Annotated in this window: 18 protein-coding genes and 1 tRNA gene; 3 read left to right on the forward strand and 16 right to left on the reverse strand. The window is 62.6% G+C overall.

The window, feature by feature from the left end; translation table 11 throughout:
• The first annotated feature begins 150 nt into the window (after positions 1-150).
• Positions 151-495: a hypothetical protein gene (locus Q7J44_RS01970; RefSeq protein WP_304876485.1), complete on the forward strand. Its 345-nt coding sequence runs from the start codon at positions 151-153 to the stop codon at positions 493-495.
• A 73-nt stretch (positions 496-568) separates the two neighbouring features.
• On the opposite strand, the gene Q7J44_RS01975 is transcribed toward Q7J44_RS01970, so the two are convergent.
• Positions 569-5,587: a RecQ family ATP-dependent DNA helicase gene (locus Q7J44_RS01975; RefSeq protein ID WP_304876878.1), complete on the reverse strand. Its 5,019-nt coding sequence runs from the start codon at positions 5,585-5,587 to the stop codon at positions 569-571.
• A gap of 1,259 nt (positions 5,588-6,846) precedes the next feature.
• On the opposite strand from Q7J44_RS01975, the gene Q7J44_RS01980 reads away from it, so the two are divergent.
• Positions 6,847-6,922: transfer RNA gene (locus Q7J44_RS01980), tRNA-Val, on the forward strand.
• Positions 6,923-6,931: 9 nt separating this feature from the next.
• Here the strand turns inward: Q7J44_RS01980 and iolB are convergent.
• The 14 genes from iolB to uxaC form a co-directional block, all read right to left on the reverse strand.
• On the reverse strand, positions 6,932-7,738 hold the full coding sequence (gene iolB / locus Q7J44_RS01985) for a 5-deoxy-glucuronate isomerase (RefSeq protein ID WP_304876487.1): 807 nt from the start codon (positions 7,736-7,738) through the stop codon (positions 6,932-6,934).
• Positions 7,739-7,803: 65 nt separating this feature from the next.
• Positions 7,804-8,697 (reverse strand): myo-inosose-2 dehydratase, encoded by an 894-nt coding sequence (iolE, locus tag Q7J44_RS01990; protein WP_304876489.1) that lies wholly within the window; start codon positions 8,695-8,697, stop codon positions 7,804-7,806.
• On the reverse strand, positions 8,694-10,517 hold the full coding sequence (gene iolD / locus Q7J44_RS01995) for a 3D-(3,5/4)-trihydroxycyclohexane-1,2-dione acylhydrolase (decyclizing) (protein WP_304876491.1): 1,824 nt from the start codon (positions 10,515-10,517) through the stop codon (positions 8,694-8,696). Before iolD ends, iolE begins: the two co-directional genes overlap by 4 nt.
• Positions 10,518-10,520: 3 nt before the next feature.
• Entirely contained in the window at positions 10,521-12,419 is a 1,899-nt protein-coding gene (iolC, locus tag Q7J44_RS02000; protein ID WP_304876493.1) for a 5-dehydro-2-deoxygluconokinase, read from the reverse strand.
• Positions 12,419-13,420 (reverse strand): inositol 2-dehydrogenase, encoded by a 1,002-nt coding sequence (gene iolG / locus Q7J44_RS02005; protein WP_304876495.1) that lies wholly within the window; start codon positions 13,418-13,420, stop codon positions 12,419-12,421. Before iolG ends, iolC begins: the two co-directional genes overlap by 1 nt.
• Positions 13,421-13,431: 11 nt before the next feature.
• The gene (locus Q7J44_RS02010; protein WP_304876497.1) at positions 13,432-14,199 is read right to left on the reverse strand and encodes an SDR family oxidoreductase; all 768 of its coding nucleotides are present in this window, start codon (positions 14,197-14,199) and stop codon (positions 13,432-13,434) included.
• 187 nt (positions 14,200-14,386) lie between these two features.
• Positions 14,387-15,799, reverse strand: a complete 1,413-nt coding sequence (locus Q7J44_RS02015; RefSeq protein ID WP_370692939.1) for a mannitol dehydrogenase family protein — start codon at positions 15,797-15,799, stop codon at positions 14,387-14,389.
• The gene (kduD, locus tag Q7J44_RS02020) at positions 15,789-16,511 is read right to left on the reverse strand and encodes a 2-dehydro-3-deoxy-D-gluconate 5-dehydrogenase KduD (protein WP_304876499.1); all 723 of its coding nucleotides are present in this window, start codon (positions 16,509-16,511) and stop codon (positions 15,789-15,791) included. The genes Q7J44_RS02015 and kduD overlap by 11 nt, the downstream gene beginning before the upstream one ends.
• Positions 16,508-17,332 (reverse strand): 5-dehydro-4-deoxy-D-glucuronate isomerase, encoded by an 825-nt coding sequence (gene kduI, locus Q7J44_RS02025; RefSeq protein ID WP_304876501.1) that lies wholly within the window; start codon positions 17,330-17,332, stop codon positions 16,508-16,510. The genes kduD and kduI overlap by 4 nt, the downstream gene beginning before the upstream one ends.
• A 12-nt stretch (positions 17,333-17,344) precedes the next feature.
• On the reverse strand, positions 17,345-17,653 hold the full coding sequence (locus Q7J44_RS02030) for a cupin domain-containing protein (protein WP_304876503.1): 309 nt from the start codon (positions 17,651-17,653) through the stop codon (positions 17,345-17,347).
• 8 nt (positions 17,654-17,661) lie between these two features.
• Entirely contained in the window at positions 17,662-18,942 is a 1,281-nt protein-coding gene (locus Q7J44_RS02035; protein ID WP_304876505.1) for a TRAP transporter large permease, read from the reverse strand.
• On the reverse strand, positions 18,942-19,469 hold the full coding sequence (locus Q7J44_RS02040; RefSeq protein WP_304876507.1) for a TRAP transporter small permease: 528 nt from the start codon (positions 19,467-19,469) through the stop codon (positions 18,942-18,944). Before Q7J44_RS02040 ends, Q7J44_RS02035 begins: the two co-directional genes overlap by 1 nt.
• A 95-nt stretch (positions 19,470-19,564) precedes the next feature.
• A complete protein-coding gene (locus Q7J44_RS02045; protein WP_304876509.1) occupies positions 19,565-20,548 on the reverse strand; it encodes a TRAP transporter substrate-binding protein in 984 nt (327 codons plus the stop codon).
• Between the two features lie 25 nt (positions 20,549-20,573).
• Complete coding sequence (gene uxaC / locus Q7J44_RS02050; protein ID WP_304876511.1) at positions 20,574-21,980, reverse strand: glucuronate isomerase; 1,407 nt, start codon at positions 21,978-21,980, stop codon at positions 20,574-20,576.
• A gap of 100 nt (positions 21,981-22,080) precedes the next feature.
• Here uxaC and Q7J44_RS02055 point away from each other — a divergent pair, with 100 nt between their 5' ends.
• Positions 22,081-22,791, forward strand: a complete 711-nt coding sequence (locus tag Q7J44_RS02055) for a GntR family transcriptional regulator (RefSeq protein ID WP_304876512.1) — start codon at positions 22,081-22,083, stop codon at positions 22,789-22,791.
• A gap of 42 nt (positions 22,792-22,833) precedes the next feature.
• On the opposite strand, the gene Q7J44_RS02060 is transcribed toward Q7J44_RS02055, so the two are convergent.
• Positions 22,834-24,159, reverse strand: coding sequence for an aspartate aminotransferase family protein (locus Q7J44_RS02060; protein ID WP_304876882.1), 1,326 nt, complete (start codon positions 24,157-24,159; stop codon positions 22,834-22,836).
• Between the last annotated feature and the right edge of the window lie 53 nt (positions 24,160-24,212).

Consider the following 24,212-nt stretch of genomic DNA (forward strand, 5'->3'; position numbering starts at 1 on the left):
GTTTGCGTGAAAGCCCACTGGTCAGCGCGATCCGCACCGCATCCTTGCGAAATTCTTCCGTCCTGACTGTGCCCATGGTTCATCTCCTTTGCTGCACATTACGCTATCAAAGGAGCGGCACCAAACCGCGACAAGACCAAACAGGCCGCCTTGGAGCATCCAGCAGGGCATACAGGATCGGTTGGTCGATATGTTATACGCTCAAAGAATGGGGGCCGCATTGAGATACTGTTTGATACGTATGGTAAAGGGCGGGCGAAGCTCTGGATCGCACAACAATATGCCGGCCCGCTGCTCAATGCAGGTATAGAAGTTCACGCCTATCCGGCGTCGCACATTTACAAAACGACAGATGAAGGCACCCGGCTTAGCTATGGACGTCATAGTGCGCTGAAATCGATGCGTGATCTCGCGAATGCTGATCTTGTCCGGTTCACCATTATTAGAGTTGACCAGTTGGAGGTTATTTTAGATCAACTGCTTGATGAAGTGTGACTAGATTTGGAACAGCACTGTAGCACATAGAGGACCGGCGGCTTCGGTCGAGCACCGTAGCCTTTAGAAGGTTTCAGCACCCATTGCTTTTTCGAAACACAAACTCAGGCAAAACGGTCTCCCATTCACTGCGTTTTATATAGGTCTGAAAGGCCTCGTCACTGTCTGCCTTGCGCCATCGGACGATGGCTCCAACCTTGCCGGAAACGAGGTATGTGCCTTCGGGCGGTGCCCAGTTTCCTGCCATGCGGCCAAGCACACGGCCTTGCGCGTCGAGGAGCATCCATTTTCTCTCGCGCCGTTCCAGGTTGATCTTGTCGTCAATCTCGGCGTTGTTGATGGCGGCGAGGGTTTCGCTCGTGTCGGTGACACGCCCGGCATAGGAGAGATCGACCGAACCCATATCTGGCAGTTGGTAAAGGTCAGGCTCGGGCAGGTCGGAAGGTCGGGGGGCCTCGACCTGGCGTAGCAGCTCGCTGTCGCTGTCGGCGTGGACGAACGCGTGGGCACCGCGGGTCACCACAGAAAGGCTGCGGCGCGCGCGGGTCATTGCGACGTAGAAGAGCCGCCGTGGAGCCTCGCCGTCCTCCCCCTTGGAAAGCGCTTGCCAGCCGCCGTTCAGGATCACCACATGGTCGAACTCCAACCCCTTGGACCGATGGGCCGTGAGCAGCAAAAGGCCGCGCTGCGTTCCCCTGACGTCCTGCGCCCATTCGGCAAGCCATTCCAGCGCGTCGGGAACCGGGATGGTCTTGGGTCCGAGCTCGCGTGCCAAATCCGCGACGCCTTCCGCTATCAGGTCGACCCAGCGCGTATGCCGCTGCTGATTGAGGACATCGAGGATGTCCTGGATCGTGAGCATCGCCGCGGGTTTCTGCCGCAAACCCGCCGCCAGCTTTTGCATCTCACGCAGCCGCCAGACGCTTGGGAGCTTTTCGTTTGCCATCTCGACCTGAAGACCCAGCTTTTCGGCATAGGCCCGCACCGGACCCAGCCGCCGCCAGTCACGCGAGATGATCGCCGTGCGCGACCAAGCAAAATCCGGGTCCAATCGGGAAAGCCGCACCAACTCGTCCACCGCGGCGACCCCTTGGGCAACGTCATCGCCGGCCACGTCAAGAAACTGCACACGTCCCCGTCCCACCGGGTCGTAAGTCGCCATCACTCCCCCGCCGGGGTGGAGGCCGCGCAGCTTGTCTACCGTGATCGGGTGGCCGGCCTTCATCCGCCCCCGGGCAGACTCGATCACCTGGTTTGCGGCGTCGATGATGTAGCGGGTCGAGCGGTAGTTCTCGGTCAGGAACTTAGGCTTGGCGCGATAATCCTCCTCGAAGCGGCGGATGAAGGAGACAGAAGCCCCAGTGAAGGCGTAAATGTTTTGATCATCGTCGCCGACTGCAAAGAGGCTGAGGCGTTGGTCGGGATCATCCAGAGAGCGTCCGGCCACGGCTGCAATCAGTGCATATTCTTCAGGGCCGATGTCCTGATATTCGTCGACCAGAATCCAACGATACCCTTGGATCAAGGCCTCGCGCTGCGCCTCGGCCTCGGCGCGGCTGAGCCCTTCACCGGTGATCAGCCGCACAGCATCCCGCAGGAGGGCGTCGAAGTCTCGGGTCTCGGTGGGCCCGCCCGCAAAGCTTGCGCCCACCAGTCGCATGGCGAGGGCATGACAGGTCGAAACGGTGACCCAAGCAGCATCCTCGCCGACAAGATGGCGCAGGCGCGCACGGATTTCGGCCGCGGCATGCCGGTTATAGGTCAGGACCAGAATGCCCTGTGGGTTTTCGCGCCGGACGCGCAGCAAATAGGCGATCCGGTGCACCAGCACCCTTGTTTTGCCCGATCCAGGTCCGGCCAGCACAAGGACGTTGGTCTCCTCGCGATCATCTGCCACGATGTCTTGCTGGGTCGGGTTGCCAAGATCATCGACGATCTGCTTCCAGGCCCGTCCTGTGGTTTGTCGACGGATCTCGACGCCGCGCCCGGGCATCCAGCGGCGCAGGAAACGATCTTGGTCCAGGGTAAAATAATCCCGAGCGAGCGCCTGCGCCTCATCGATCCGGTCCAGCCCCTTTTCGGCGTAGGCTCCCATGACATGGGTTTGCAGCGTCTGCTCGCGGTAATGCTCTTGCAGAGGCAAGAAATCCTTGGCCGAAAATGAGGCCCTGTCGGGTTTCAGATGTATCGTCATCGCCGAGCGGAAGACCGTCAGCCCCTTGCCAAGCGTCAGCACCTGCTGTTCATGCAGCCACAGAAGCGCGCGCTCCATCAGCTTGGTCATGTCCCTGACGCCTGACGTCTTGATGACCGCGTCCCCGTTCAGTTCGGCGATAAGATGTCCAAGTGTCGTCTCGACCTGAATGTCCTTGCCCCTTGTGCCCGTTGGCACCTTGGCGATCAGAAATTCGAGCAGTCGCTCAGCTGCTGTCCATCGCAGAGCCGCCGTCTGATCAACAGCCCGCCATGACCGCTGCAACACAACCTCAAGCGTTTTGGCAGAGAGTTTTCTCAGCCGGATGTTGCCTTGGCCGCCGTCTTCGTCGCGCCCGTCTCTCTCAATACTGCGCAGCAGGCGTTCAAGAATATGGGGTCCAGCACCCGCATTTCCCATCTCTCTCAGCTTCTGACTGGCAACGGTAAGGTCAAGCTGGCCGCCGCCACCCGTATCGGCGTCAGGGGCCATCTCTCGCATTGTGCCGATCAATGCGCCTTCCAGGGACCGCGCCGCCGCGAAACGCTGGCGAGAGGCGTTCTCAATCCCGACATGTATCTGGACTGTGATGGCAATAGCATTCCTAGCCAGTCCCAGCGTTTCGAGGTCTGCCATGGCCTTTGCAAGCGCACGATGCGTAAGACCTGCGACCTCGGTCAATTCATCGGTCGAAACGCCTTGATCCGGGGCGGTGTTCATCAGGTGGCACACGATATCGAGAAGTTGCTTGCGACGCGCGTTGGTGATCTGCGCTTGTTCGAGCCGCGCCGCCGCCTCCTCCAACGTGCGCACCATCAAGGACGACGCGAAGACCTGCACGCGGTTCTCTTCACGCGACACCAAGGTTGCCTCTTCCAGCCAGGAGACCGCCGTTTTGACCCGCGTGTCATCCGTTGCGCTGTCGCGAAGAAATTCGCGATCTTTCTCTTCGCGCACAATTTCGCCAGCAGTTGCGACCACTTTGCCGCCATTTCGGCCGTTCTCGTCGATTCGGCGCAGCGCCTTGTGGATCGCGCCAATCTCGTGCCGTTCAAGCCGCGAACGGGCGGTCAGGGTAAACTGCCGCTCGACGTCATCGGTGTGATACAAGAGCACGCAATCAGCAGGCATCCTGTCTCGACCGGCCCGTCCCGCCTCTTGCAGGTAGTTCTCCAGAGAGCCCGGGATATCGGCATGGACGACCAAACGGATGTCAGGCTTGTCGATCCCCATGCCAAAAGCGTTCGTGGCTGCAATCACACGCAAGTCGCCCACACGTAAAGCCTCCTGCACGAACCGCTTATCATCGACCGTCAGGCCAGCGTGGAAATGTGCCGCCGCCAGGCCCTGGGCCTTGAGAAACGTCGCCACCCGCTCAGTCTCCTTCCGGGTGGCACAATAAACGACCGCGCCAGAGCGCCCCTCAGGAAGGCGCTCCTGGATAGCCGCCAGAATATCCCCAAGCTTGCTCTCTTTGCCTGTCGCCAGCACTGAAAACGACAAGTTGGTCCGCGACGTGCCGCCATCGAAGAGGGCCAGTTCGACGCCGAGTTTCTGTTGGAAATGATCGATTATGTCGCGCACAACCTCGGGCTTGGCGGTGGCAGTCAGACAGAGGATCGGGGCTGGTGGCGTGTCACCCGAGAATTCGCGGATAAAGCGACCGATGTAGCGATAATCGGGACGGAAATCGTGACCCCACTTTGAGACGCAATGCGCCTCGTCCAGCACCCAGAACCCTACCTCGCGCTGCTGAAGAACCGAACGCACAGAGACCGAGCGCAATTGTTCGGGCGATATCAAGAGGATTGCCGCCTGACCAAGCCGGACGCGGTCGAGGGCCTCTTGCCGTTCGGGCATCGACAGCATGCCATTGATCGTCACCGCCGAAGAGATGCCCGACCGTTCCATCCCCTGGACTTGATCGGCCATCAGGGCGACGAGAGGCGAGATGACCACGGTAAGCGCGCCAGTCTTGTCGTAAAGGCTTAGGGCAGGGACTTGGTAGCAGACTGACTTGCCGGTTCCAGTGGGCAGGATGCCAAGGACATGGGAATGGCCCATCGCCTTTTCGACGATGACCTCTTGCAGCGGTCGGCCCTTGGCATCGGCAGGCTCGGGGCGGAAGGCGGGGAAGCCGAACCACTTCTGCAGCGCTCCCTTGGGGTCGTTCATCGCCGCGCACCAGCTACAGGAGGGCTTGCCACAGTTGGTGTCACGCAACTGGCGAACGATCAGTGCCGCCTGTGGAAAGGATGCCCGCACCCAAGGCGGCATGACGGATTCCCCGCCCGAGACCGAGATCCACGCCAAGGCATAGGCCATTGGCCAGGCCATCTGCGCATCCTTCAGCGTATCCAGCGCAGGACCGACCTGTGCGCCACAGGCCTGACCTTCCAGGATCTTGCGGATCGCAGCCAGAGCTGCCTGCCGGTCAGGCGCGCTTGCGGCGCGAATTTCCTGAAAAACCGCATCGAAGCCATCGGAGCGATCCGTCCGCGTTACAAGGTGGTGCCAAGCCAGAAGCATATCGGGCGGCTGCCCTTTAAGTGCCGCAATCTGGTTGGTCAGCACCCCAAATACCAAGCGGGCGTCCAATTCGGGGTCATTCACATGTCCGGCCTGCAAGCGCCCATCGTGATGATGCTTTACGAGATGATGATAAGGATTGCGCGGGAAGGCCAAGGGGTTAAGCCAAAGCGTGTCGATGGGTGCCATCATCTTGCTACGGAGCCTCGGTCGTGAGGCCAGTAACTGCTCTATGTCATGGCGCAGGATATTGTGACCTATGATATAGCTTGTTTTCTCAAGGGCCAATTCCAGCCTGTCCAGCGATTGCTGGAGCCTTCCTTTGCCCGCAACGACTGCCGGGCCAGAACCATAGCGAACCGCGGCCAGATCAAAGATCTTTGCCGACTTCGGATCGACCTCCAGATCAACTGACAGGCACCGCTCCAGCAGGAGCGGTCTGGTCTCGGTTTTGGGACGCAGGAAGCTGAGAAAAGCCATGTAGTCCAGTTACATAATTGACGGTTAACACTTTGGTAAGGCACACGTTAACACACGGCAACACAATTGCCCTCTGCACGTCACAAGAATGCAGATAGCCATCGGACAACTTTTTCATGTCAGGATTGTGGTTGACACTTTAGGTGCGACCAAGAACGGCATGGTCTTACATTGCAGTGTGTGTTTGCACCAACTCGCTAATCAGGCCGGCGGCGTGTCGTTATGGTCGATTAATCCAGGGTTATTTGCGCTGAGATTAAACTCTGGCAGCGCATCAATGACCTTCAGCTTTGCCGCAATCGTGACATCGCCGTAGCCGTCGCTCGCTGCCTTTCCAGGGTGTCACTGGATTGCATCCAGCACCCTGACTGAAGCACCCAGTTCAAGACCCTGCGTCTTGAAACGGTGGCGCATCCCATACGAGGGTTGAACACCATCCGGAACGAGATCCAACTCGTTTAGCCATTGCGACAACTTCCCCGCGGTGCCTCGGGCTCCGGCAAGGTATCGGCCGGGTGCTTCGGCACCGTAAACAAAGGTCCGCCTTTCGCTGACCGCGCGAAGTCAGTGAATCCAGTTACGATGACCTGGCGATGCAGGGGCACATCGCGGTATTGACCAGTTTTTTTACTGAACCCGCTTCGGGAGCTATGCACAATATTATCGTCCACCTTCTTCGCACACGTCCTTTTTTCCAAGCTGAGTTATTTCTGTGACTCAAGAGCCTGTGAAGGCGCATAGCAGGGGAACCCAATGCCTCACCGCTGTTCTGTGAGCACTTTCTCGGCTGGATGGGTTTGAAGGTTCTAAAGGCATGTGGCTGATGCAGGCGCGCAGTGCACTCGAGACTAGAAGGCGGGGCCTCGGCTTCACCCCTTGTCACTTGCTTTAACGCCACGTCATGCTGCACATTTTGGGGGGCGTCACAATGTTACAAAACCATCCATAACTAATTGATTTTATTAAATATACTAGCGGTTCAAATCCGTTATCGCCCACCATCATTGCCGCTTTGCGAAAAGGCGATCCCTGCCGGGATCGCCTTTTTCAATGCTGGCACGCCGCGCGGCCCCAGGCCCATTCCCGCAAGATCACTGCTCAAATCAGGCTTGAAAGCCGCGCGCCAAGGCGTTAGACGGGCGCACAGCGGGTGATTAGCTCAGTTGGTAGAGCGCTTCGTTTACACCGAAGATGTCGGCGGTTCGAGCCCGTCATTACCCACCATCCTCCCCTTCAAGCGTCTCGCTGTGCGATCCAGTCGTGGTCAGGGTGGTTCTGGAACCGCCATTTGCGCAGCGGGCCGGCCATGACGTTCAGGTAATACATCTCATAGCCATAGGGCGCGCCGCAGGGGTGATGGCCCTTTGGCACCAGCACCACATCGCCGTCGGCGACTGCCATTGTCTCGTCCAGCGTGCCGTCCTCGGTGAACACCCGCTGGATGCCGAACCCCTGTGCCGGGTTCAGGCGGTGGTAATAGGTTTCCTCCAGATAGGTCATGTGGGGGAAGCTGTCCTCATCATGCCGGTGCGGCGGATAGCTGGACCAGTGGCCTGCCGGGGTGAACACTTCTGTCACCAGCAGGCTGTCGGCCACGTCGCGCTCTTCCATGGCAATCGCGTTGATGTGGCGGGTGTTGGTGCCTTTGCCGCGGGTCAGCTGCGGCACCTCATCCGGCCCGATGGCGGCTGCGGCGTGGCCGCCCGCGCCGGGGGCGGTGCAAACGGCCAGTGTCAGCCGGGTGGTGGCGGTCACGGCCCAGTCGGACCCGTTGGGCAGGTAAAGGCAATGCGGCGGGGTTTTTTCAAACACATCCATCCGGTCGCCACGCACGCCCCAGTCACGGCCGCCGCCGGAAAACTGGCCCTTGCCTTCGACAAAGACAAAGATCGCCTCGCGGTCGCCAAGCGATCCGCTGGCGGTCTCTCCCGCTTCCAGCCGATACAGCTGGAAGCCGACATAGCCCCAGCCCGCACTGTCGGGGGTGATGTCATGCACCTTGCCGGTTGTGCCCTGCGGCTTGATCAACAGCTTGCTCATATTGCACCTTTCCAAAATACTCCGGGGGGGCCGCAGGCGGGGGCGGAGCCCCCTCCACCGCCGCCTCAGATCAGCCCGGCCTGCTTTGACAGCCGTTTCAGCGTCGCCAGACCCAGCGTCTGATACAGCAGCGGGTTGCGCAGCACCGGGTCCTGCTCGGCCTCGATCACGATCCAGCCATCATAGCCCACATCGGCCAGAACCTGCAAAAGCGGGGCGAAATCCACGCCGCCTTCCTGATCGCCGGGCACGGTGAAGGCCCCGGCCAGCACGCCTTGCAGGAAGGACATCCCCTTGGCCCGCACCTGCGCAGTGATGGCGGGGCGGATGTTCTTGGCGTGGAAATGGCGCACGCGACCGGCGTGGCGGGTTAGCACCGCCACCGGATCACCGCCGCCAAAGGTGCAATGGCCCGCGTCGAACAGCAGGTGCGTGTGCGGGCCGGTGGCGGCCATCAGCGCATCGATGTCCTCGGGCGACTCAACAACAGTGCCCATGTGGTGGTGGTAGACCAGCGTGATCCCTTCACCCGCCAGATAGGCGGCAAACGCCTCCAGCTTTGCCCCGAACGCCACCATGTCATCAGTGCTCAGGCGCGGGCGGTCGTTGACCGGCACGTCCGCGCCATGGACCGCGTTCGAGGTTTCGCAGACGATCATCACGCGGCAACCGTTGTGCAAAAGTTTGGCCAGATGCGCCTGACAGGCCGCAATCTCATCCTCGACCGGCTGCACCAGCAGGTTGGTGGAATACCAGCCCGAGATGAAGGTCAGCCCGTAGTCGGCCAGCAGCACGCGCAAAGCCTCCGGGTCATCCGGCCAGCGGTGGCCGTTTTCGATCCCGTCAAAGCCGATCTGACGACCGGCCTCGTCCAGAATGCGGGCGGTGGGAATGTCGGCCCCGATGCTTTGGTCGTCATCATTGGCCCAGGCGATAGGGTTGGTTCCAAAGCGGATCATGCTTGGTCTTTCCGTTGGGTTTCATACTGTTGGCGGGCGTTGTTCACTTGCGTGCGCGCGCTCACCTCGGGCACCGCCACCTCCCACCAATGGCCGCCATGCGGGGTGCTGGGATAGGGGTCAGTGTCGATGACGATCACATAGGGGCCGGAAATCTGATCGCGCCGGGCGAGGGCCGTTTCAAGCTCGGCAATGCTGGCAACCTTGACCGAGGTGGCCCCCATCGCGCCTGCATGGGCAGCGAAGTCGATGCGCGGCGGGTTGGTGATGTTGGCATGGGCATACAGGTTGTTGAACTCGGCACCGCCGGTGCCCATCTGCAGCCGGTTGATGCAGCCATAGCCCCGGTTGTCGGTGATGACGGTGGTGAAGGAAATGCCCATCATCGCGGCGGTGGCCATTTCGGAATTCATCATCATATAGCTGCCGTCGCCGACCATGCAGATCACGTCGCGGTCGGGCTGGGCCATCTTGATGCCGATGGCCCCGGCAATTTCATAACCCATGGTCGAAAAGCCGTATTCCATGTGATAGGCGCCCGGCTTCGGGGCTTTCCACAGCTTGTGCAGCTCACCCGGCATGGTGCCTGCGGCGCACATCACCACGGTTTCCAGATGGCCCGCGCGCTGCACCGCACCAATGACCTGCTGGTCGGTCGGCAGGGCATTGGCATCTCCGGGCGCATCGGTCAGCGGGTCGACAGCGGCGAACCACGCGGGTTTGAGGTCGCCACGCGGCGCAGGGCAGCGGTGGTCTCCAAGGGCGGCCTGCAATTGCCCAAGCGCCACAAGCGCATCGGCGCACAGCGGTTCGGCCCCGTGTTTCATCGCGTCATAGGCGGCGACGTTGATTGACACCAGCCTGCGGTCCTTGTTCTTGAACAAGGCCCATGATCCGGTGGTGAAGTCCTGAAATCGTGTGCCGACGCCAAGAATCAGGTCGGCGGTTTCACAGACCGTATTGGCAGAACTGGCCCCGGTCACGCCGACCGGGCCGAAGTTCAGCGGGTGATCCCACGGCAAAGCCGATTTCCCGGCCTGCGTCTCGACCACCGGAATGTCAAAGCGCTGCGCGAATGCGGCAAGGGCGGCATCTGCGCCCGCGAAATGCACGCCGCCGCCTGCGATGATCACCGGGCGTTTGGCCGCGCGGATCAGGGCGGTCACGCTTTCCAGCTCCACCGGGTCCGGGTGCGGGCGGCGGATGCGCCACACCTTCGGCGTGAAGAACGCTTCGGGCCAGTCATAGGCTTCGGCCTGCACGTCCTGACAGAAGGACAGCGTGACCGGACCGCATTCTGCCGGGTCGGTCATCGTGCGCATCGCGCGGGGCAGGGCGGTCAGCAACTGTTCGGGCCGGGTGATCCGGTCGAAATAACGGCTGACCGGGCGGAAGCAATCGTTGACCGACAGGCTGCCATCGCTGGGGGTTTCCAGCTGTTGAAGCACCGGGTCGGGACCACGGCCCGCAAACACATCACCGGGGATCAGCAGCACCGGCAGGCGGTTGACATGCGCCAAGGCCGCCGCTGTCACCATGTTCAGCGCCCCCGGCCCGATCGAGGATGTCACCACCATCGCCCGGGTGCGGCGCATCTGCTTGGCATAGGCGATGGCGGAATGGGCCATCGACTGTTCGTTCTGGCCGCGCCATGTGGGCCATGTGTCCTTGATGCCGTGCAGCGCCTCACCGATGCCCGCCACGTTGCCGTGGCCAAAGATCGCCCAGCATCCGGCCAGATAGGTCTCACCGTCTTCATTCTGTTGCACGGACAAATAGCGCATCATCGCCTGTGCGGCGGTCAGTCGGATCGTGGCCATCGGCTATCCTCTCAATGCGCGCTGTGCATCCCACAGGGTGCACAGCCGGGTGTAGGTTGCGGCCATCATCGCGACCGCCTTGTCTGCGGGGATGGTGCCCGCCATGAAGCCCTCGGCGGCCTCGGCAAAGATCGTGCGGCCAACGGCAAAGCCTTTGACCAGATCAAACCTGGCGGCTGCGGCGAAGCTGGCGGCAAGGGCGTCTTCCGACTCGCCCAAGCCCAGCACCACAATACCGCGCGTGTGCGCATCGTTTCGGGTGATGGCGTCAACGGTGGCCTGCCATGCGGCTTGCGTCTGCATCGGTTCCAGCTTCCACCAGTCGGGGAAGATGCCGATGTCATAGAACCGCTGAATGACCTGCGCGGTGGTATCATCGCTGACCGGCCCGGCTTTCGACGGGATCACCTCCAGCAGAAACTCCAGCCGGTTGCGGCGGGCGGCGTGGAACAGGCGGGTGACGGTGGCCTCTTGCTCGGCCTTCATCCCGGCGGTGTCGTCGGGGTGATAAAAGCACAGGACCTTGACCACATGGGCCAGTGGCCATTCAGACAAGCCACCGAAATCGGGGCCAAGCTCGGGTTCCAACGTCAGCGGGCGCGACCCCGGCCATTCCACCGGGCGGCCGATCCACAGCCCGGATTCGGCCGCGGCGTGCAGCTGATCGCGGCCCAGTCGGTTGTCGCACAGGATGCCGTAACCGGGGCGGCCCTGTTGAACCTTTGTCGCAGCTTTGAGGCACAACTGCTTGAACACGCCGATCTTTTTCGCGTCCGCGCCGGGCAGGGATTCCAGCTGCATCCGGTGGTCAAAGGCAAACACCCGCATATCCGGCCAGTCGCCGTTGCGGTTGGTGGACCAGTGGATCTGCTCCAGCGGCTGGTCGTGGCGCAGGGCCGGGTTGACGACGCCGCGCTTGAAGAAGAACTGCAATTCCTCCCAACTTGGATAGGCCGGGGCGCAGCCATGGCGCGACACGGCAAAGGCCCCGCAGGCATTGGCGTATTTCAGCGCGACCGGCCAGGCCTCACCATCCAGCCAGCCCTTCAGCAGGCCCGACATGAAGCCATCGCCCGCGCCCAGCACATTGAACACCTCGATCGGGAAGCCGGGACCGGCCTCGCCTTCGTCCAGCGTGTCGGGCACCGCACCCGTGAAGGCCACCGCGCCCATCGGGCCGCGTTTGCAGATCAGCGTGGCACCGCTCACCGCGCGCACGGCGCGCAAGGCGGTGATGGTGTCGGTGCTGCCACCGGCGATGTGGAACTCTTCTTCGGTGCCGACGATCAGGTCGAACAGGTGCAGGGTGGCCTGCAGCTTGGCGGTCACGGCAGCGGATTCGATGAAGCGGCTTTCGCCATCGCCATGCCCGGCCAGCCCCCAGAGGTTGGGGCGGTAGTCGATATCCAGCGCGGTCTGCGCGCCATTCGCGCGGGCCAGTTGCAGCGCCTTCAGCACCGCCGCAGCGGTGCGCGGGTGCGACAGGTGGGTGCCGGTGGCCACCACAGCGCGCGCGCGGGCGATGAAGGCGGGGTCGACATCATCTTCACACAGCGCCATGTCGGCGCAGTTTTCGCGGTAGAAGATCAGCGGAAAGCGATGCTCATCCCGGATGCCCAGCAGGACCAGAGCGGTCAGCCGCTCGGGGTCGGTTTTCACCCCATCCACACAGACGCCTTCGCGCGCCAGCTGTTCGCGGATGAAACGGCCCATGTGTTCATCGCCGACCCGGGTCAGCAGCGCCGATTTCAGCCCCAGACGCGCGGTGCCCACCGACATGTTGGTGGGGCTGCCGCCGACGTATTTCTGGAAGCTGGCCATATCCTCCAGCCGCCCGCCGACCTGCGCGCCGTAGAGGTCAACCGAAGACCGGCCGATGGTGATCATGTCAAGATCGCGCATCACAACACCTCTGACACCTTGACCATGCGCCCCTCGGCGATGGATTTCAGCGCCGCCTCGGCAAGCGCAAGTGCCATCAGCCCGTCGTGGCCTGTGGTGGGGGTTGGTGCGCCATCCGCAACCGCTGCCACAAAGGCCGCGATTTCATTGGCATAGGCGGCGGTGTAGCGCGACATGAAGAAGTTCAGCAGCGGTGCGGAGTGGAAGCCGCTCTTGTCGGCGAGAGTGATGCGGTTCTCGCCGTGGTTTTCGGCGGCGGCCATGCCCTCCGACCCCAGCACCTCGATCCGCTGGTCGTAGCCATAGGCAGCGCGGCGGGTGTTGGTGATGATGGCCTGCGTGCCAGACGCGGTGCGCAGGATGACGTTGGCGGAATCGAAATCTCCCAGCTCGCCAATGCGCTTGTCCACAAGCACCGAAGCCGAGGCGAAAACCTCCGTCACTTCCTCGCCCAGCAACCAGCGGGCGATGTCGAAATCATGGATCGTCATGTCGCGGAACATGCCGCCCGACCGGGTGATATAGTCTGGCGGCGGTGCGCCGGGGTCGCGGCTGGTAATGGTGACCATCTCGACCTTGCCGACGCGGCCCGCATCAATTGCGGCCTTTACCGCCATGAAATCAGGGTCAAAGCGGCGGTTGAAGCCGACCATCAGGGTGCCCTTGGAAGCCTCAACTGTGGCGATGCAATCCTTGACGCGGGCCAGCGACAGATCGACCGGCTTTTCGCAGAACACGGCCTTTCCCGCGCGCACAAAACGCTCGATCAGGTCGGCGTGGGTGTCAGTGGGGGTGCAGATCACCACGGCGTCGACATCAGCGGAGCCTTCAATCGCATCAATGCTGCGGATGTCGCAGCCGTAAGCATCCTTGATGGCCTGCGCCGCCGCAGGCACCGGGTCGGCGATGGCAACCAGCGTGGCACCGGGGACTGAGGCGACGGCACCTGCGTGTACCTTGCCGATGCGGCCTGCGCCCAGAATTGCGAATCTGACGGTCATGATGGTCCTTTCTACTCGGGCGATGCGCCAGAGACGTTCTGATCAAAATCGACGATGGAGCCCGTCATCACACCGGACTGGGGCCCAAGCATATAGGCGGCAAGCCCGGCCACATGGGCGGGTTTGACCAACATGCCAAAGGGTTGCGCGGCCTCGGCCTTCTCCAGCCAGCCGTCGGTTGATCCGTGATGGCTGCGCTGGATCGCGTCTTCGCCGGGCGTGTCCATCCAGCCGCAATTGATGCCATTGGCGCGGATTCGGTCATGGCGCAGGGCATTGGCGGTGTTTTTGGTGATGTTGGACAAGGCGGCCTTTGACGCGGAATAGGGGGTCAGGAACGATTGCCCGACATGGGCCGACATTGACAGGATGGTGACGATGCTGGCCGGGTGCCCTGCCGCCTTTGCCAGCTGCGCCACACGCTGGATGGCAAAGAACGGCCCCTTGGTGTTGATCGCGAACATGCGGTCGAAGTCTTCGGGCGAGGTATCAAGGATAGAGCCCCGGTCGGTCGAGGCGGCGGACAGGCACAGCGCGTTGATGGCGCCCATCAGGCTGGCGGCCTGATCGACGCAGGCAATGACCGATGCGGCATCGGCCAGATCGCAGCGCAGGAAATGCGCGCCCAAGCGGGCCGCTGCTTCAGCGCCCTTTACGGGGTCGCGGGCGGCCAGCACCATGCGGGTGCAGCCCTCGGCGCGCAGGCGTTCTGCGATGGCAAGGCCAAGGCCCTGCGTGCCGCCGAAGATCAGCGCTGTGGTATCGGTATGTGGGGTCATGTCACGCGCGGCCTCCCTGCTGCGGGTTGCGCGGACCTTGGGTCAGACCGGCCGTCCGGTCAACGGGGCAGGCGGTGCTATGCGTCATTCCTGACGAAAAATGACAGGGTGATCTGACGAAAACCCATCATTTGTGCCAGACCCGCAGGCGTGTGGTCAGGCGGGCACCACCGGCACCCGCCTGCAGTCAAACCCGGGCAGCCATCGCGGCCTTTGCGCCCATCTCCAGCAGATCGGCATAGGCCGCGCGCACAGGCTCGGCCAGCCGGGCCGCCAGATCCTTGGGGAACACTTCGCGCAGCGCCAGCAACGCGCCCACCGGATCATCGCTGGTGGCCGCCGCGCGCAGGCGGGGGGCGAGGGGGTCTTTCACCTCGATCGGCTGACCGGCCAGATCGGTGCCGCGGACATAGATCATCCAGGCGGCGACGGCGAGCATCAGGCCGGGGCAGGGGCGGCCTGCGGCAAGGTTGGTCTCCAGCGTGCCTAGGATGCGCTGCGGCAGCTTCTGGCTGCCATCCATCGCGATCTGCCAGGTGCGGTGGCGGATGCCGGGGTTGGCATAGCGCGCCCGCAAAGCCGCCGCATAGTCGGGCAGGCTGACGCCTTCGGGCGGGGTCAGGGCGGGGATGATCTCCTTTGCCCACAGGTGTTGCACGAACTGGTCCAGCACCGGGTCGGCCATGCAATCGGCAATCGTTTCATGCCCCGACAGATAGCCCAGATAGGCCAGCGACGAATGGGTGCCGTTGAGCATGCGCAGCTTCATATGCTCGAATTCAGTCACATCGCGCACCAGTTGCACCCCGGCGGCACCCAGGTCGGGGCGCAGGCCGCCCACGAAATCATCCTCAACCACCCATTGCCGGAAGGGTTCGTGCATCACCGGGGCCGCGTCATGCGCGCCGGTCAGCGCCTCTACCCGCGCGATATCCTCGGGCTTCGTCGCGGGCACGATGCGGTCGACCATGGTGGAGGGGAATTTGCCCTCGGCCTCGATCCATGCCGCAAGCGCCGGATCAATCGCGCGGGCCAGATCCAGCACCACGCCGCGCACGACATGGCCGTTGTTGGGCAGGTTGTCACAGGTCAGCACGGTAAAGGGCGGCAGGCCACGCTGTTGCCGCAGAGCAAGCGCGCGCACCAGAAAACCGGGGGCCGAGACGGGCAAAGGTGCATCAAGGTCATGCACGATATCGGGGTGTGCTGTGTTCAGCCGCCCCGTAGACGGCTCATGGCAATAGCCCTTTTCCGTCACCGTCAGGCTGACGATCTTTACCCCCGGATCGGCCATAGCCTCCAGCACAGCGCTTGCGTCCTCACGCGCCACCAGCACGCCCTGCACCGATTGCACATGGCGCAGGGTCTCGCCCTGCGGCCCCAGCTCCAGCGCCATATAGGTGCCGCCCTGCGGCGACAGCTGGTCGCGCATGGTGCTCGATTGCAAGGACACGCCAAGGATGCCCCAGTCACCGCCCGAGGCGGACATCGCCTCTTCGATATAAACAGCACCATGGGCACGGAAAAACGCGCCGAGGCCCAGATGGACAATACCGACAGGAACAGCCGCGGCGCTTCGGGTCAGGCGATCAGCGGGCAAGCCAGCCTCCATCAACATTCAGGACTGCGCCGTGGATATAACCGGCAGCGCGAGAGGACAAGAACACCGCCGCCTCGCCGATATCATCGGCGCGGCCCCAGCGACCGGCGGGGATGCGGGCCAGAATGGCGGCGTTGCGGTCGGGGTCGGCGCGCAGGGCTTCGGTATTGTTGGTCTCGATATAGCCGGGTGCGATGGCATTCACGTTGATGCCCTTGGCCGCCCATTCATTGGCCAGCAGCTTGGTGATCCCCGCCACACCATGTTTTGAGGCGGTATAGGACGGCACCCGGATGCCGCCCTGAAACGACAGGAGCGACGCGATGTTGACGATCTTGCCGCCGCCATGTGCAAGGGCCGTCTTGGCAAACGCCTGACAGGTGAAGAACACCGCCTTCAGGTTCACATCCATCACCGCATCCCAGTCCTCCTCGGTGAAGTCGACCGAATCCGCCCGGCGGATGATCCCGGCGTTGTTGACCAGAATGTCGATCCGGCGGCCCGAGAACACATCGCGCGCCGCCATCGGATCGGCGAAATCCAGCGTCAGCTCTTCGCCCCCCGTCATCGCCACAGTCTCGGCGCAAGACGACCGCCCCGCCGCAATCACATGCGCCCCTGCGCGCGCCATCGCGGCAGCAATCGCCTGACCAATGCCGGTATTGGCCCCGGTGACCAGCGCCGTCTGGCCCGATAGTGAAAACGCGCTCACCGCAGATCCTCCATCTTCACCATTTCCACATCGCGGTAATCGACGTTGTCACCCGCCATCGCCCAGATGAAGGTATAGCTGGCCGTGCCCGCGCCGCAGTGGATCGACCATGGCGGCGAAAGCGCCGCCTCTTCATTGGCGATCACCAGATGCCGGGTTTCGGCCGGGTCGCCCATGAAGTGGAACACCCGCTGGCCTTCGGGAATGTCGAAATACAGATAAGCCTCCATCCGGCGGTCGTGCAGGTGGGCGGGCATCGTGTTCCAGACCGAGCCACCATGAAACTGGGTATAGCCCAGCACCAGTTGGCAACTGGTCATCACCTCGGGGTGGATGAACTGGTTGATGGTGCGGTGGTTCACGGTTTCAGCCGCGCCCAGCGTCAGTTTCTTGGCGTCTTCCAGCTTGATCAGCCGCGCCGGATAGGCGTGATGCGCCGGGCAGGAGTTGATGTAGAACCGCCCCTGACCGGAGAACGTCACCGGCCCCGCGCCCATCGGCAGATACAGCACATCGCCCTTGGACAGGGCATAGGTTTCCCCGCCAGCCGAGACCGACCCATCGCCGCCGATGTTCACGATCCCCATTTCGCGCCTGTCCAGAATGCTGGCGGTGCCGCACTCCTTGACCTGATCCAGCACCAGATCCGCACCGCCGGGCACCGCACCACCCACGATCATCCGGTCGTAATGGGTGTAGAGCAGACGGATCTGACCCTCCTGAAACAGCCCCTCGCCATGGAAATTCGCGCGCAGCGCCGTGGTATCCATGCCCTTGGCTTCATTGGCGGAAATCGCCTGACGGGTTTCAACATACAGCATCAGATGGTCCTTTCAGAGAAAATCATCACGGCGGGGCGTAAACCCGTCGATCAACGTGCCGGGTTCAAGGCAGACACAGCCATGAACGGCGTTTGAGGGGATGACAAAGGCATCGCCCGGCCCGACCTCAAACGCGCGGTCGGCGATGGTAAAGCGAAAGCGCCCCGATTGCACAAAGGTCGATTGCACATGGCTGTGGTGGTGCAGCGCGCCCTCCGCCCCCGCGGCGGCAAAACGGAAGGCCACGGTCATCAGCTCAGGCGCGTCGGCCAGCACCTGACGGGTGACGTTTTCGCCGGTTTCAACAACAGGATAGGTCATATCACGCCTCAACGGAACAGGGCGGGCAGCCACAGGGACAGCGCCGGAATATAGGTGACAAGCATCAACGTACCAAAGGCCGCGCCATAGAACGGCCAGATCGTGCGCACCGCCTGCCAGACCGATATCTTGCCGACCGCACAGCCCACGAACAGCACCGCGCCCACCGGCGGTGTGCACAAGCCGATGCCAAGGTTCAGGATCAGGATCACCCCGAAATGCACCGGGTCCACGCCAAAGGCGGCGGCCACCGGCAGAAAGATCGGCGTGGTGATCACGATCAGCGGGCTCATGTCCATGAAGGTGCCCAGCACCAGCAGGATCACGTTGATCAGCAGAAGGATGACGATGGGGTTGTCGCTGACGCTTTGCATCAGTTTGATCATCGCGGTCGGCACCTGCAGATAGGCCAGCAGCCAGCCGAAGGATGCCGCACAGCCGATGACCAGCAGCACCATGGCGGTTGTGCGCACCGCCGCCTTGACCGCGCCGACAAAATCGTTCCAGCCCATCGAGCGATAGGCCAGCGTGGTCACCCCCAGCGCATAGATCGCCGCGATACACGACGATTCCGATGCGGTGAACACGCCCGAGCGCACGCCGCCAAAGATGATCACAATCAGCAAAAGTCCCGGAATCGCCGCGATCAGCAGATGGGCCAGCATGACCCAGCCCGGGAATGCCTCGGTCGGGTAGCCCTTCTTGCGCGCCACCCACCAGGCAGCGGCGGCAAGGCTCAGCGCCAGCAACAGGCCCGGAATGATCCCGGCGGTGAACAGATCGGCAATCGACAGCCGCCCGCCCGCCGAGATCGAGTAAATAATCATGTTGTGGCTTGGCGGCAGCATCAGCGCGATGATCGAGCTGACCACGGTGATATTCACCGCATAATCAACATCATAGCCGCGTTCCTTCATCTGCGGCACCATCAGCCCGCCAATGGCAGAGGCATCCGCCGCAGCCGAACCCGAAATCCCGCCGAACAGCACGGATGAGGCAATGTTGACCTGCCCCAGCCCGCCCCGGAAATGCCCGACAGCGGCCCCCGCCACGGCGATCAGCCGCCGGGCAATGTCGCCGCGCACCATCACCTCACCGGCAAAGATGAAAAACGGAATCGCCATCAGCGCAAACACCGACACGCCCGAATTCAGCCGCTGGAACACCACCACCGGCGGCAGCCCCAGATAGAGCACGGTGGCAATGCTGGCCACGCCAAGGCAGAACGCCACCGGAGTGCCGATCGCCAGCAGCAGCCCGAAGGTGCCGAAAAGAACCCAAAGCTCCATCACGCCACCTCTTCCAGCTCGGTTTCGCCAAAACGCGCCGTGGGCAGCCCCGCCGCCCGCCGTGCCAGCCGTTCAGCCGAAAAAATCACCATCAGCACCCCGCCCACCACCAGCGGCATGAAATCCACCGCGCCGGTGATGCCAAGCGAGGGCAGGGTGATGCCATAGGCCGAGGCCATCAGCTGCCAGCCGAACCAGACCATGCCAAAGCCAAAAGCGGCCACCACGGCATCGGAAATGGAATACAGGATCAGCTTCACCCGGTCGGGCACCAGATACAGCATCACGTCAAACGACAGGTGGTAGCCTTCCCGAATGCCGACAGCGGCCCCCAGAAAGATGAACCAGCCCATCAGGATCACCGCAGCAGGCTCGCTCCAGATGATCGAATCGTTCAACAGATAGCGGAAAAACACCTGCGCGCCGATGATGGCGGTCATCGCCACCAACCCGGCCCCGGCCACCCAAAGGGCACCCTTCGCGACATAGCCCAGCCAGACGGCCAGACGTAACAAACCCGGTTGCATCTAGGCCCCCTGCCGCACGCGGCGCTGCTTCATCTTGATGAAAATACTCCGCGGGGGTCCGGGGGCGCGAAGCCCCCGGTTCCGACGGTTCAGTCTTACTCTGTCGCTTGGATGCGGGTGACCAGATCCTGCAGCTTCGGCGTGCCTGCGTGCTTTTCATAGACCGGGACCATCGCTTCGATGAACGGGGTCTTGTCGATCTCGGAAATCACCTCCACGCCGGCGGCGCGGACCTTTTCTTCCGACTCTTTCTCACGCGCGGCCCAAAGCTCACGGTTGACCGGGATCGAATCCTTGGCCGCTTGCTTGACCAGCGCCTGATCTTCCGCGCTCAGCTTGTCATAGCTGGCTTTCGACATCACCAGAACCTCTGGCACGATCAGGTGTTCGTTCAGCGTGTAATAACCCGCAACCTCGAAATGGCCCGACGATTCAAACGATGGCCAGTTGTTTTCGGCCCCGTCGATCACGCCGGTCTGGATGCCGGAATAGACCTCGCCATAGGGCATCGGGGTGGCATTGGCCCCCAGGGCGGTCATCATATCGACGAACACGTCCGACTGCATGACGCGGATCTTCATGCCTTTCAGGTCTTCCACCGAGGTGATCGGCTTTTGCTTGTTGTAGAAAGACCGCGAGCCGCCGTCGAAATAGGCCAGACCGACAAAGCCATGCGGTTCAAACGCGGCCAGAATCTCATCACCCACAGGCCCGTCCATCACGCGGTGCATGTGGTCGGTGCCCCGGAAGATGAAGGGCAGCGAGACAACCTTGGTTTCCTCGATGATGTTGTTGAACGGTCCCATCGAGACGCGGTTGAAGTCGATCACGCCGAATTTGGTCTGCTCGATCGTGTCCTTTTCCTCGCCCAGCTGGGCCGAGTGGAACACTTCCACACAGATCCGCCCGCCGCTGCGCTCTTTCAGCAGCGTGCCCATGTGGTTGACGGCGGCCACTGTGGGGTAGCCGTCGGGGTGGGTGTCGGATGATTTCAGGGTCAGTTCGCATTCGGCAAATGCGGCCCCGGTACAGGCAACCGATGCCAGAAGGGCAGCGGCCAGTTTGTTGAATTGTTTCATTATAGTCTCCTCCCGTTGAATGGCTTCACAGCCGGTAGGCCTGCTTTGCAAGCCGGTATGCAAGGTCTTGTGCGACCTCGTATGCATCGCCCTCTGCCAGCCTGCCGGTGCGGACCAGCGTGGCAAGAAAGGCGCAATCCACCCGGCGGGCAACATCATGGCGCGCGGGGATCGAAAGGTAAGCGCGGGTGTCATCGTTGAAGCCCACGGTGTTGTAGAATCCGGCGGTTTCCGTGGTCATCTCGCGGAACCGGCGCATGCCTTCGGGGCTGTCATGGAACCACCACGCGGGGCCCAGTTTCAGTGCCGGGTAGACCCCGGCCAGCGGGGCCAGTTCGCGGGCGTAAGCCGTTTCGTCCAGCGTGAAGACAATGACCGACAGCGCCGGGTCCATCCCCACCGCGTTCAGCAGCGGGCGCAAGGCGGCCACGTAATCGGTGCGGCCGGGAATGTCGAAGCCCTTGTCGCGGCCGAACATCGCCAGCACCCCATCCGAATGGTTGCGGCGTGACCCGGGGTGGATCTGCAGCACCAACCCGTCATCCAGGCTCATCCGCGCCATCTCGGTCAGCATCTGGCCACGGAAGGCATCCGCCTCTTCCGCTGTGCAGTCCCCGCGCAAGGCGCGCTCGAACAACAGCGCGGCCTGATCCTGCGGCAGATCCATCGTGCGGGCGGTGGCGTGGCCGTGATCCGATGAGGTGCAGCCAAAGGTCTTGAAAAACGCCCGCCGGCTGCGGTGGGCGTTCAGATAGCCCGCCCATGTGGCGGTATTTTCGCCAGTGATTTCGCCCAGTTGCGCGACATTCTTCGCAAACCCGTCGAACTCCGGATCGACCACGGCGTCGGGGCGGTAGGCAGGGACAACGCGGCCTTGCCAGCCGGACTCGCGGATCTGTCGGTGCCAGCCCAGATCATCCAGCGCGCCATCGGTGGTCGAGATCACCTCGATATTGAACCGCTCATACAGCGCGCGGGGCCGAAAGGCGGGGGTGGCAAGGGCGGCGGCGATGCGGTCGTAGTAGTCATCGGCGGTGGCGGCTGACAGGGGGGTGTCAAAGCCGAACAAAGTTTCAAACGCATGGTCCAGCCACATCCGCGATGGCGTGCCCCGGAACAGGTGGTAATTCTGCGCAAACAGCTGCCAGATCTTGCGGCCATCGGTCTGCGTCGCCCCGCCATCGGCGCGTGGGACACCCAGATCGGCAAGCGCAACCCCTTGGGAACACAGCATGCGGAACACGTAGTGATCCGGCGTCACCAGCAGCTGCGCCGGGTCGGGAAAGGCGTCATCGGTGGCATACCAGCGCGGGTCGGTGTGGCCGTGCGGGCTGATGATCGGCAGGTCGCAAACCGTGTCATACAGCGCGCGGGCAAGGCCGCGTGCGCCCGGGTCGATGGGAAAAAGACGGTCTTTGTCCAGCAGTGCCACGTTTGCTTTTCCTCCCCCAAGGCTTGAACGGCAAAAGACACTGTTCAAAACGCCCTCAAACTAATATGCTAGTATGCGTAACCTGTCAACGGAGGGAAAGATGGACGTGGGCGCGCTTCTGAAATTGCCGGAACCCGTTCAGCGACCCTCGATGACGGATGCCGTGTTTGAAGAACTGCACCGGCAGATTCTGGGGTTGGATCTGCCGCCGGGCACCAAAGTATCCGAGGTGGATGTCGCGCGCAGCATGGGCGTGTCGCGCCAGCCGGTGCGTGATGCGTTCTACCGGCTGTCGACGCTGGGGTTTCTGACCATCCGCCCGCAGCGTGCCACAGTGGTGTCGCCGATATCTGAAGCCGCGGTGATGCAGGCGCGCTTCATCCGCTCCGCGATCGAGGCGGAAACCGTGCGCATGGCCTGCGAACGGCTGGGGCAGGCGGATTACGTCGCATTGGATGCGCTGCTGGATCAGCAGCGCGCGGCCGTTGTAGCCCGCGACGCGGTGGGCTTTCACGCGCTGGATGACCTGTTCCATCGTGAGATCTGCGAGCGCAGCGGCCATGGCTTTGCCTGGGACATCATCCGCGAGAACAAGGCGCATATGGACCGGGTGCGGTTTCTGTCGCTGGCCTTCGCCTCGCAGGATGCGCTCGACGATCATCTGGAGGTGATGGCGGCGCTGCGCGACCGTGACGCCCCGCGCGCCATTGCGGCGATGCATGTCCATTTGTCGCGCATCAAACTGCAGGTGCGCCGGATACGGGGTGAGAACGAGGCGTATTTCGAAGGCGCGCCGGTGCAGGACATCTGAGGGCAGGGCCGGGGCGGCAGGCGCGCCCCGGCGGTCGCCTGTTCAGTCCAGCGATTTCAGCACATCGGCCAGCGTGCCGATCAGCGTGTCGATCTGCGGTTTCGAGATCATCAGCGGCGGCGACATCGCGATGATATCGCCGGTGGTGCGGATCAGGATGTTTTTGTCATATGCCGCCAGAAACGCAGCGAACGCCCGTTTTGTAGGCTCCCCCGCAATCGGGTCCAGTTCCACCGCGCCGATCAGCCCCATGTTGCGCACGTCGGTCACGTGGCGCGAGTCGCGCAAACTGTGCAGCGCGTCTTCCCAATAGGGGGCGATGTCGGCGGCGCGCTCGAACAGCGCCTCTTCCTTGTAGGTTTCCAGCGTGGCGATCCCGGCAGCACTCGCGATGGGGTTGCCGGAATAGGTGTAGCCGTGGAACAGCTCGATCATATGCTCGGGCCCGTCCATGAAGGCATCGTGCACATCTGCCGTGGTCAGCACCGCACCCATGGGGATGACACCATTGGTCAGGCCCTTGGCGGTGGTCATCATGTCGGGCAGCACATCGAAATACTGCGAGGCAAAGGGCGCGCCAAGGCGGCCAAACCCGGTGATCACCTCGTCGAAAATCAGCAGGATGCCGTGCTTTTTGGTAATGGCGCGCAGCTTTTCCAGATAGCCCTTCGGCGGCAGGATCACGCCTGTGGACCCCGCAACCGGCTCCACAATCACTGCCGCGATGGTTTCCGCCCCGTGCAGCGCCACCAGCTTTTCCAGATCATCCGCCAGATAGGCACCATGCTCGGGCTGGCCGCGCGACCAGCGGTTTTCATCCGGCAGATGTGTATGAGGAAGATGGTCCACCCCGTTGAGAAGACTGCCAAAATGACGACGGTTGTTGACGATGCCACCCACCGAGATGCCGCCGAAGTTCACCCCGTGATAGCCGCGTTCGCGCCCGATCAGCCGGGTGCGGGTGCCTTGCCCCTTGGCGCGGTGATAGGCAATCGCCAGTTTCAGCGCCGTATCAACGCTTTCCGAGCCGGAGTTGGTGTAGAACACATGCTCGATGCCCTTGGGCGCAATTTCCACAATGCGGTTGGCCAGCTCGAACGCCACCGGGTGGCCCATCTGGAAGGCGGGGGCATAGTCCAGCTCTGCCGCCTGCTTCTGGATGGCTTCGGTGATCTTTGGCCGGCAATGGCCCGCGTTGCAGCACCACAGGCCCGCCGTGCCATCCAGCACCTGACGGCCATCAGAGGTGGTGTAATGCATGTCCTTGGCCGCCACGAACATCCGCGGGTTCTTCTTGAACTGGCGGTTGGCGGTGAAAGGCATCCAGAAGGCGTTCAGGTCATTTGGGGCTTTGCGGTCCAGCGCCATGGCATCGGGTTCCTGTTGGGGCGGCCTTGCGGCGCGCGGATGGGTTTTGACCG

The organism is Pseudotabrizicola sp., from assembly GCF_030656345.1.
Classification (GTDB): Bacteria; Pseudomonadota; Alphaproteobacteria; order Rhodobacterales; family Rhodobacteraceae; genus Pseudotabrizicola.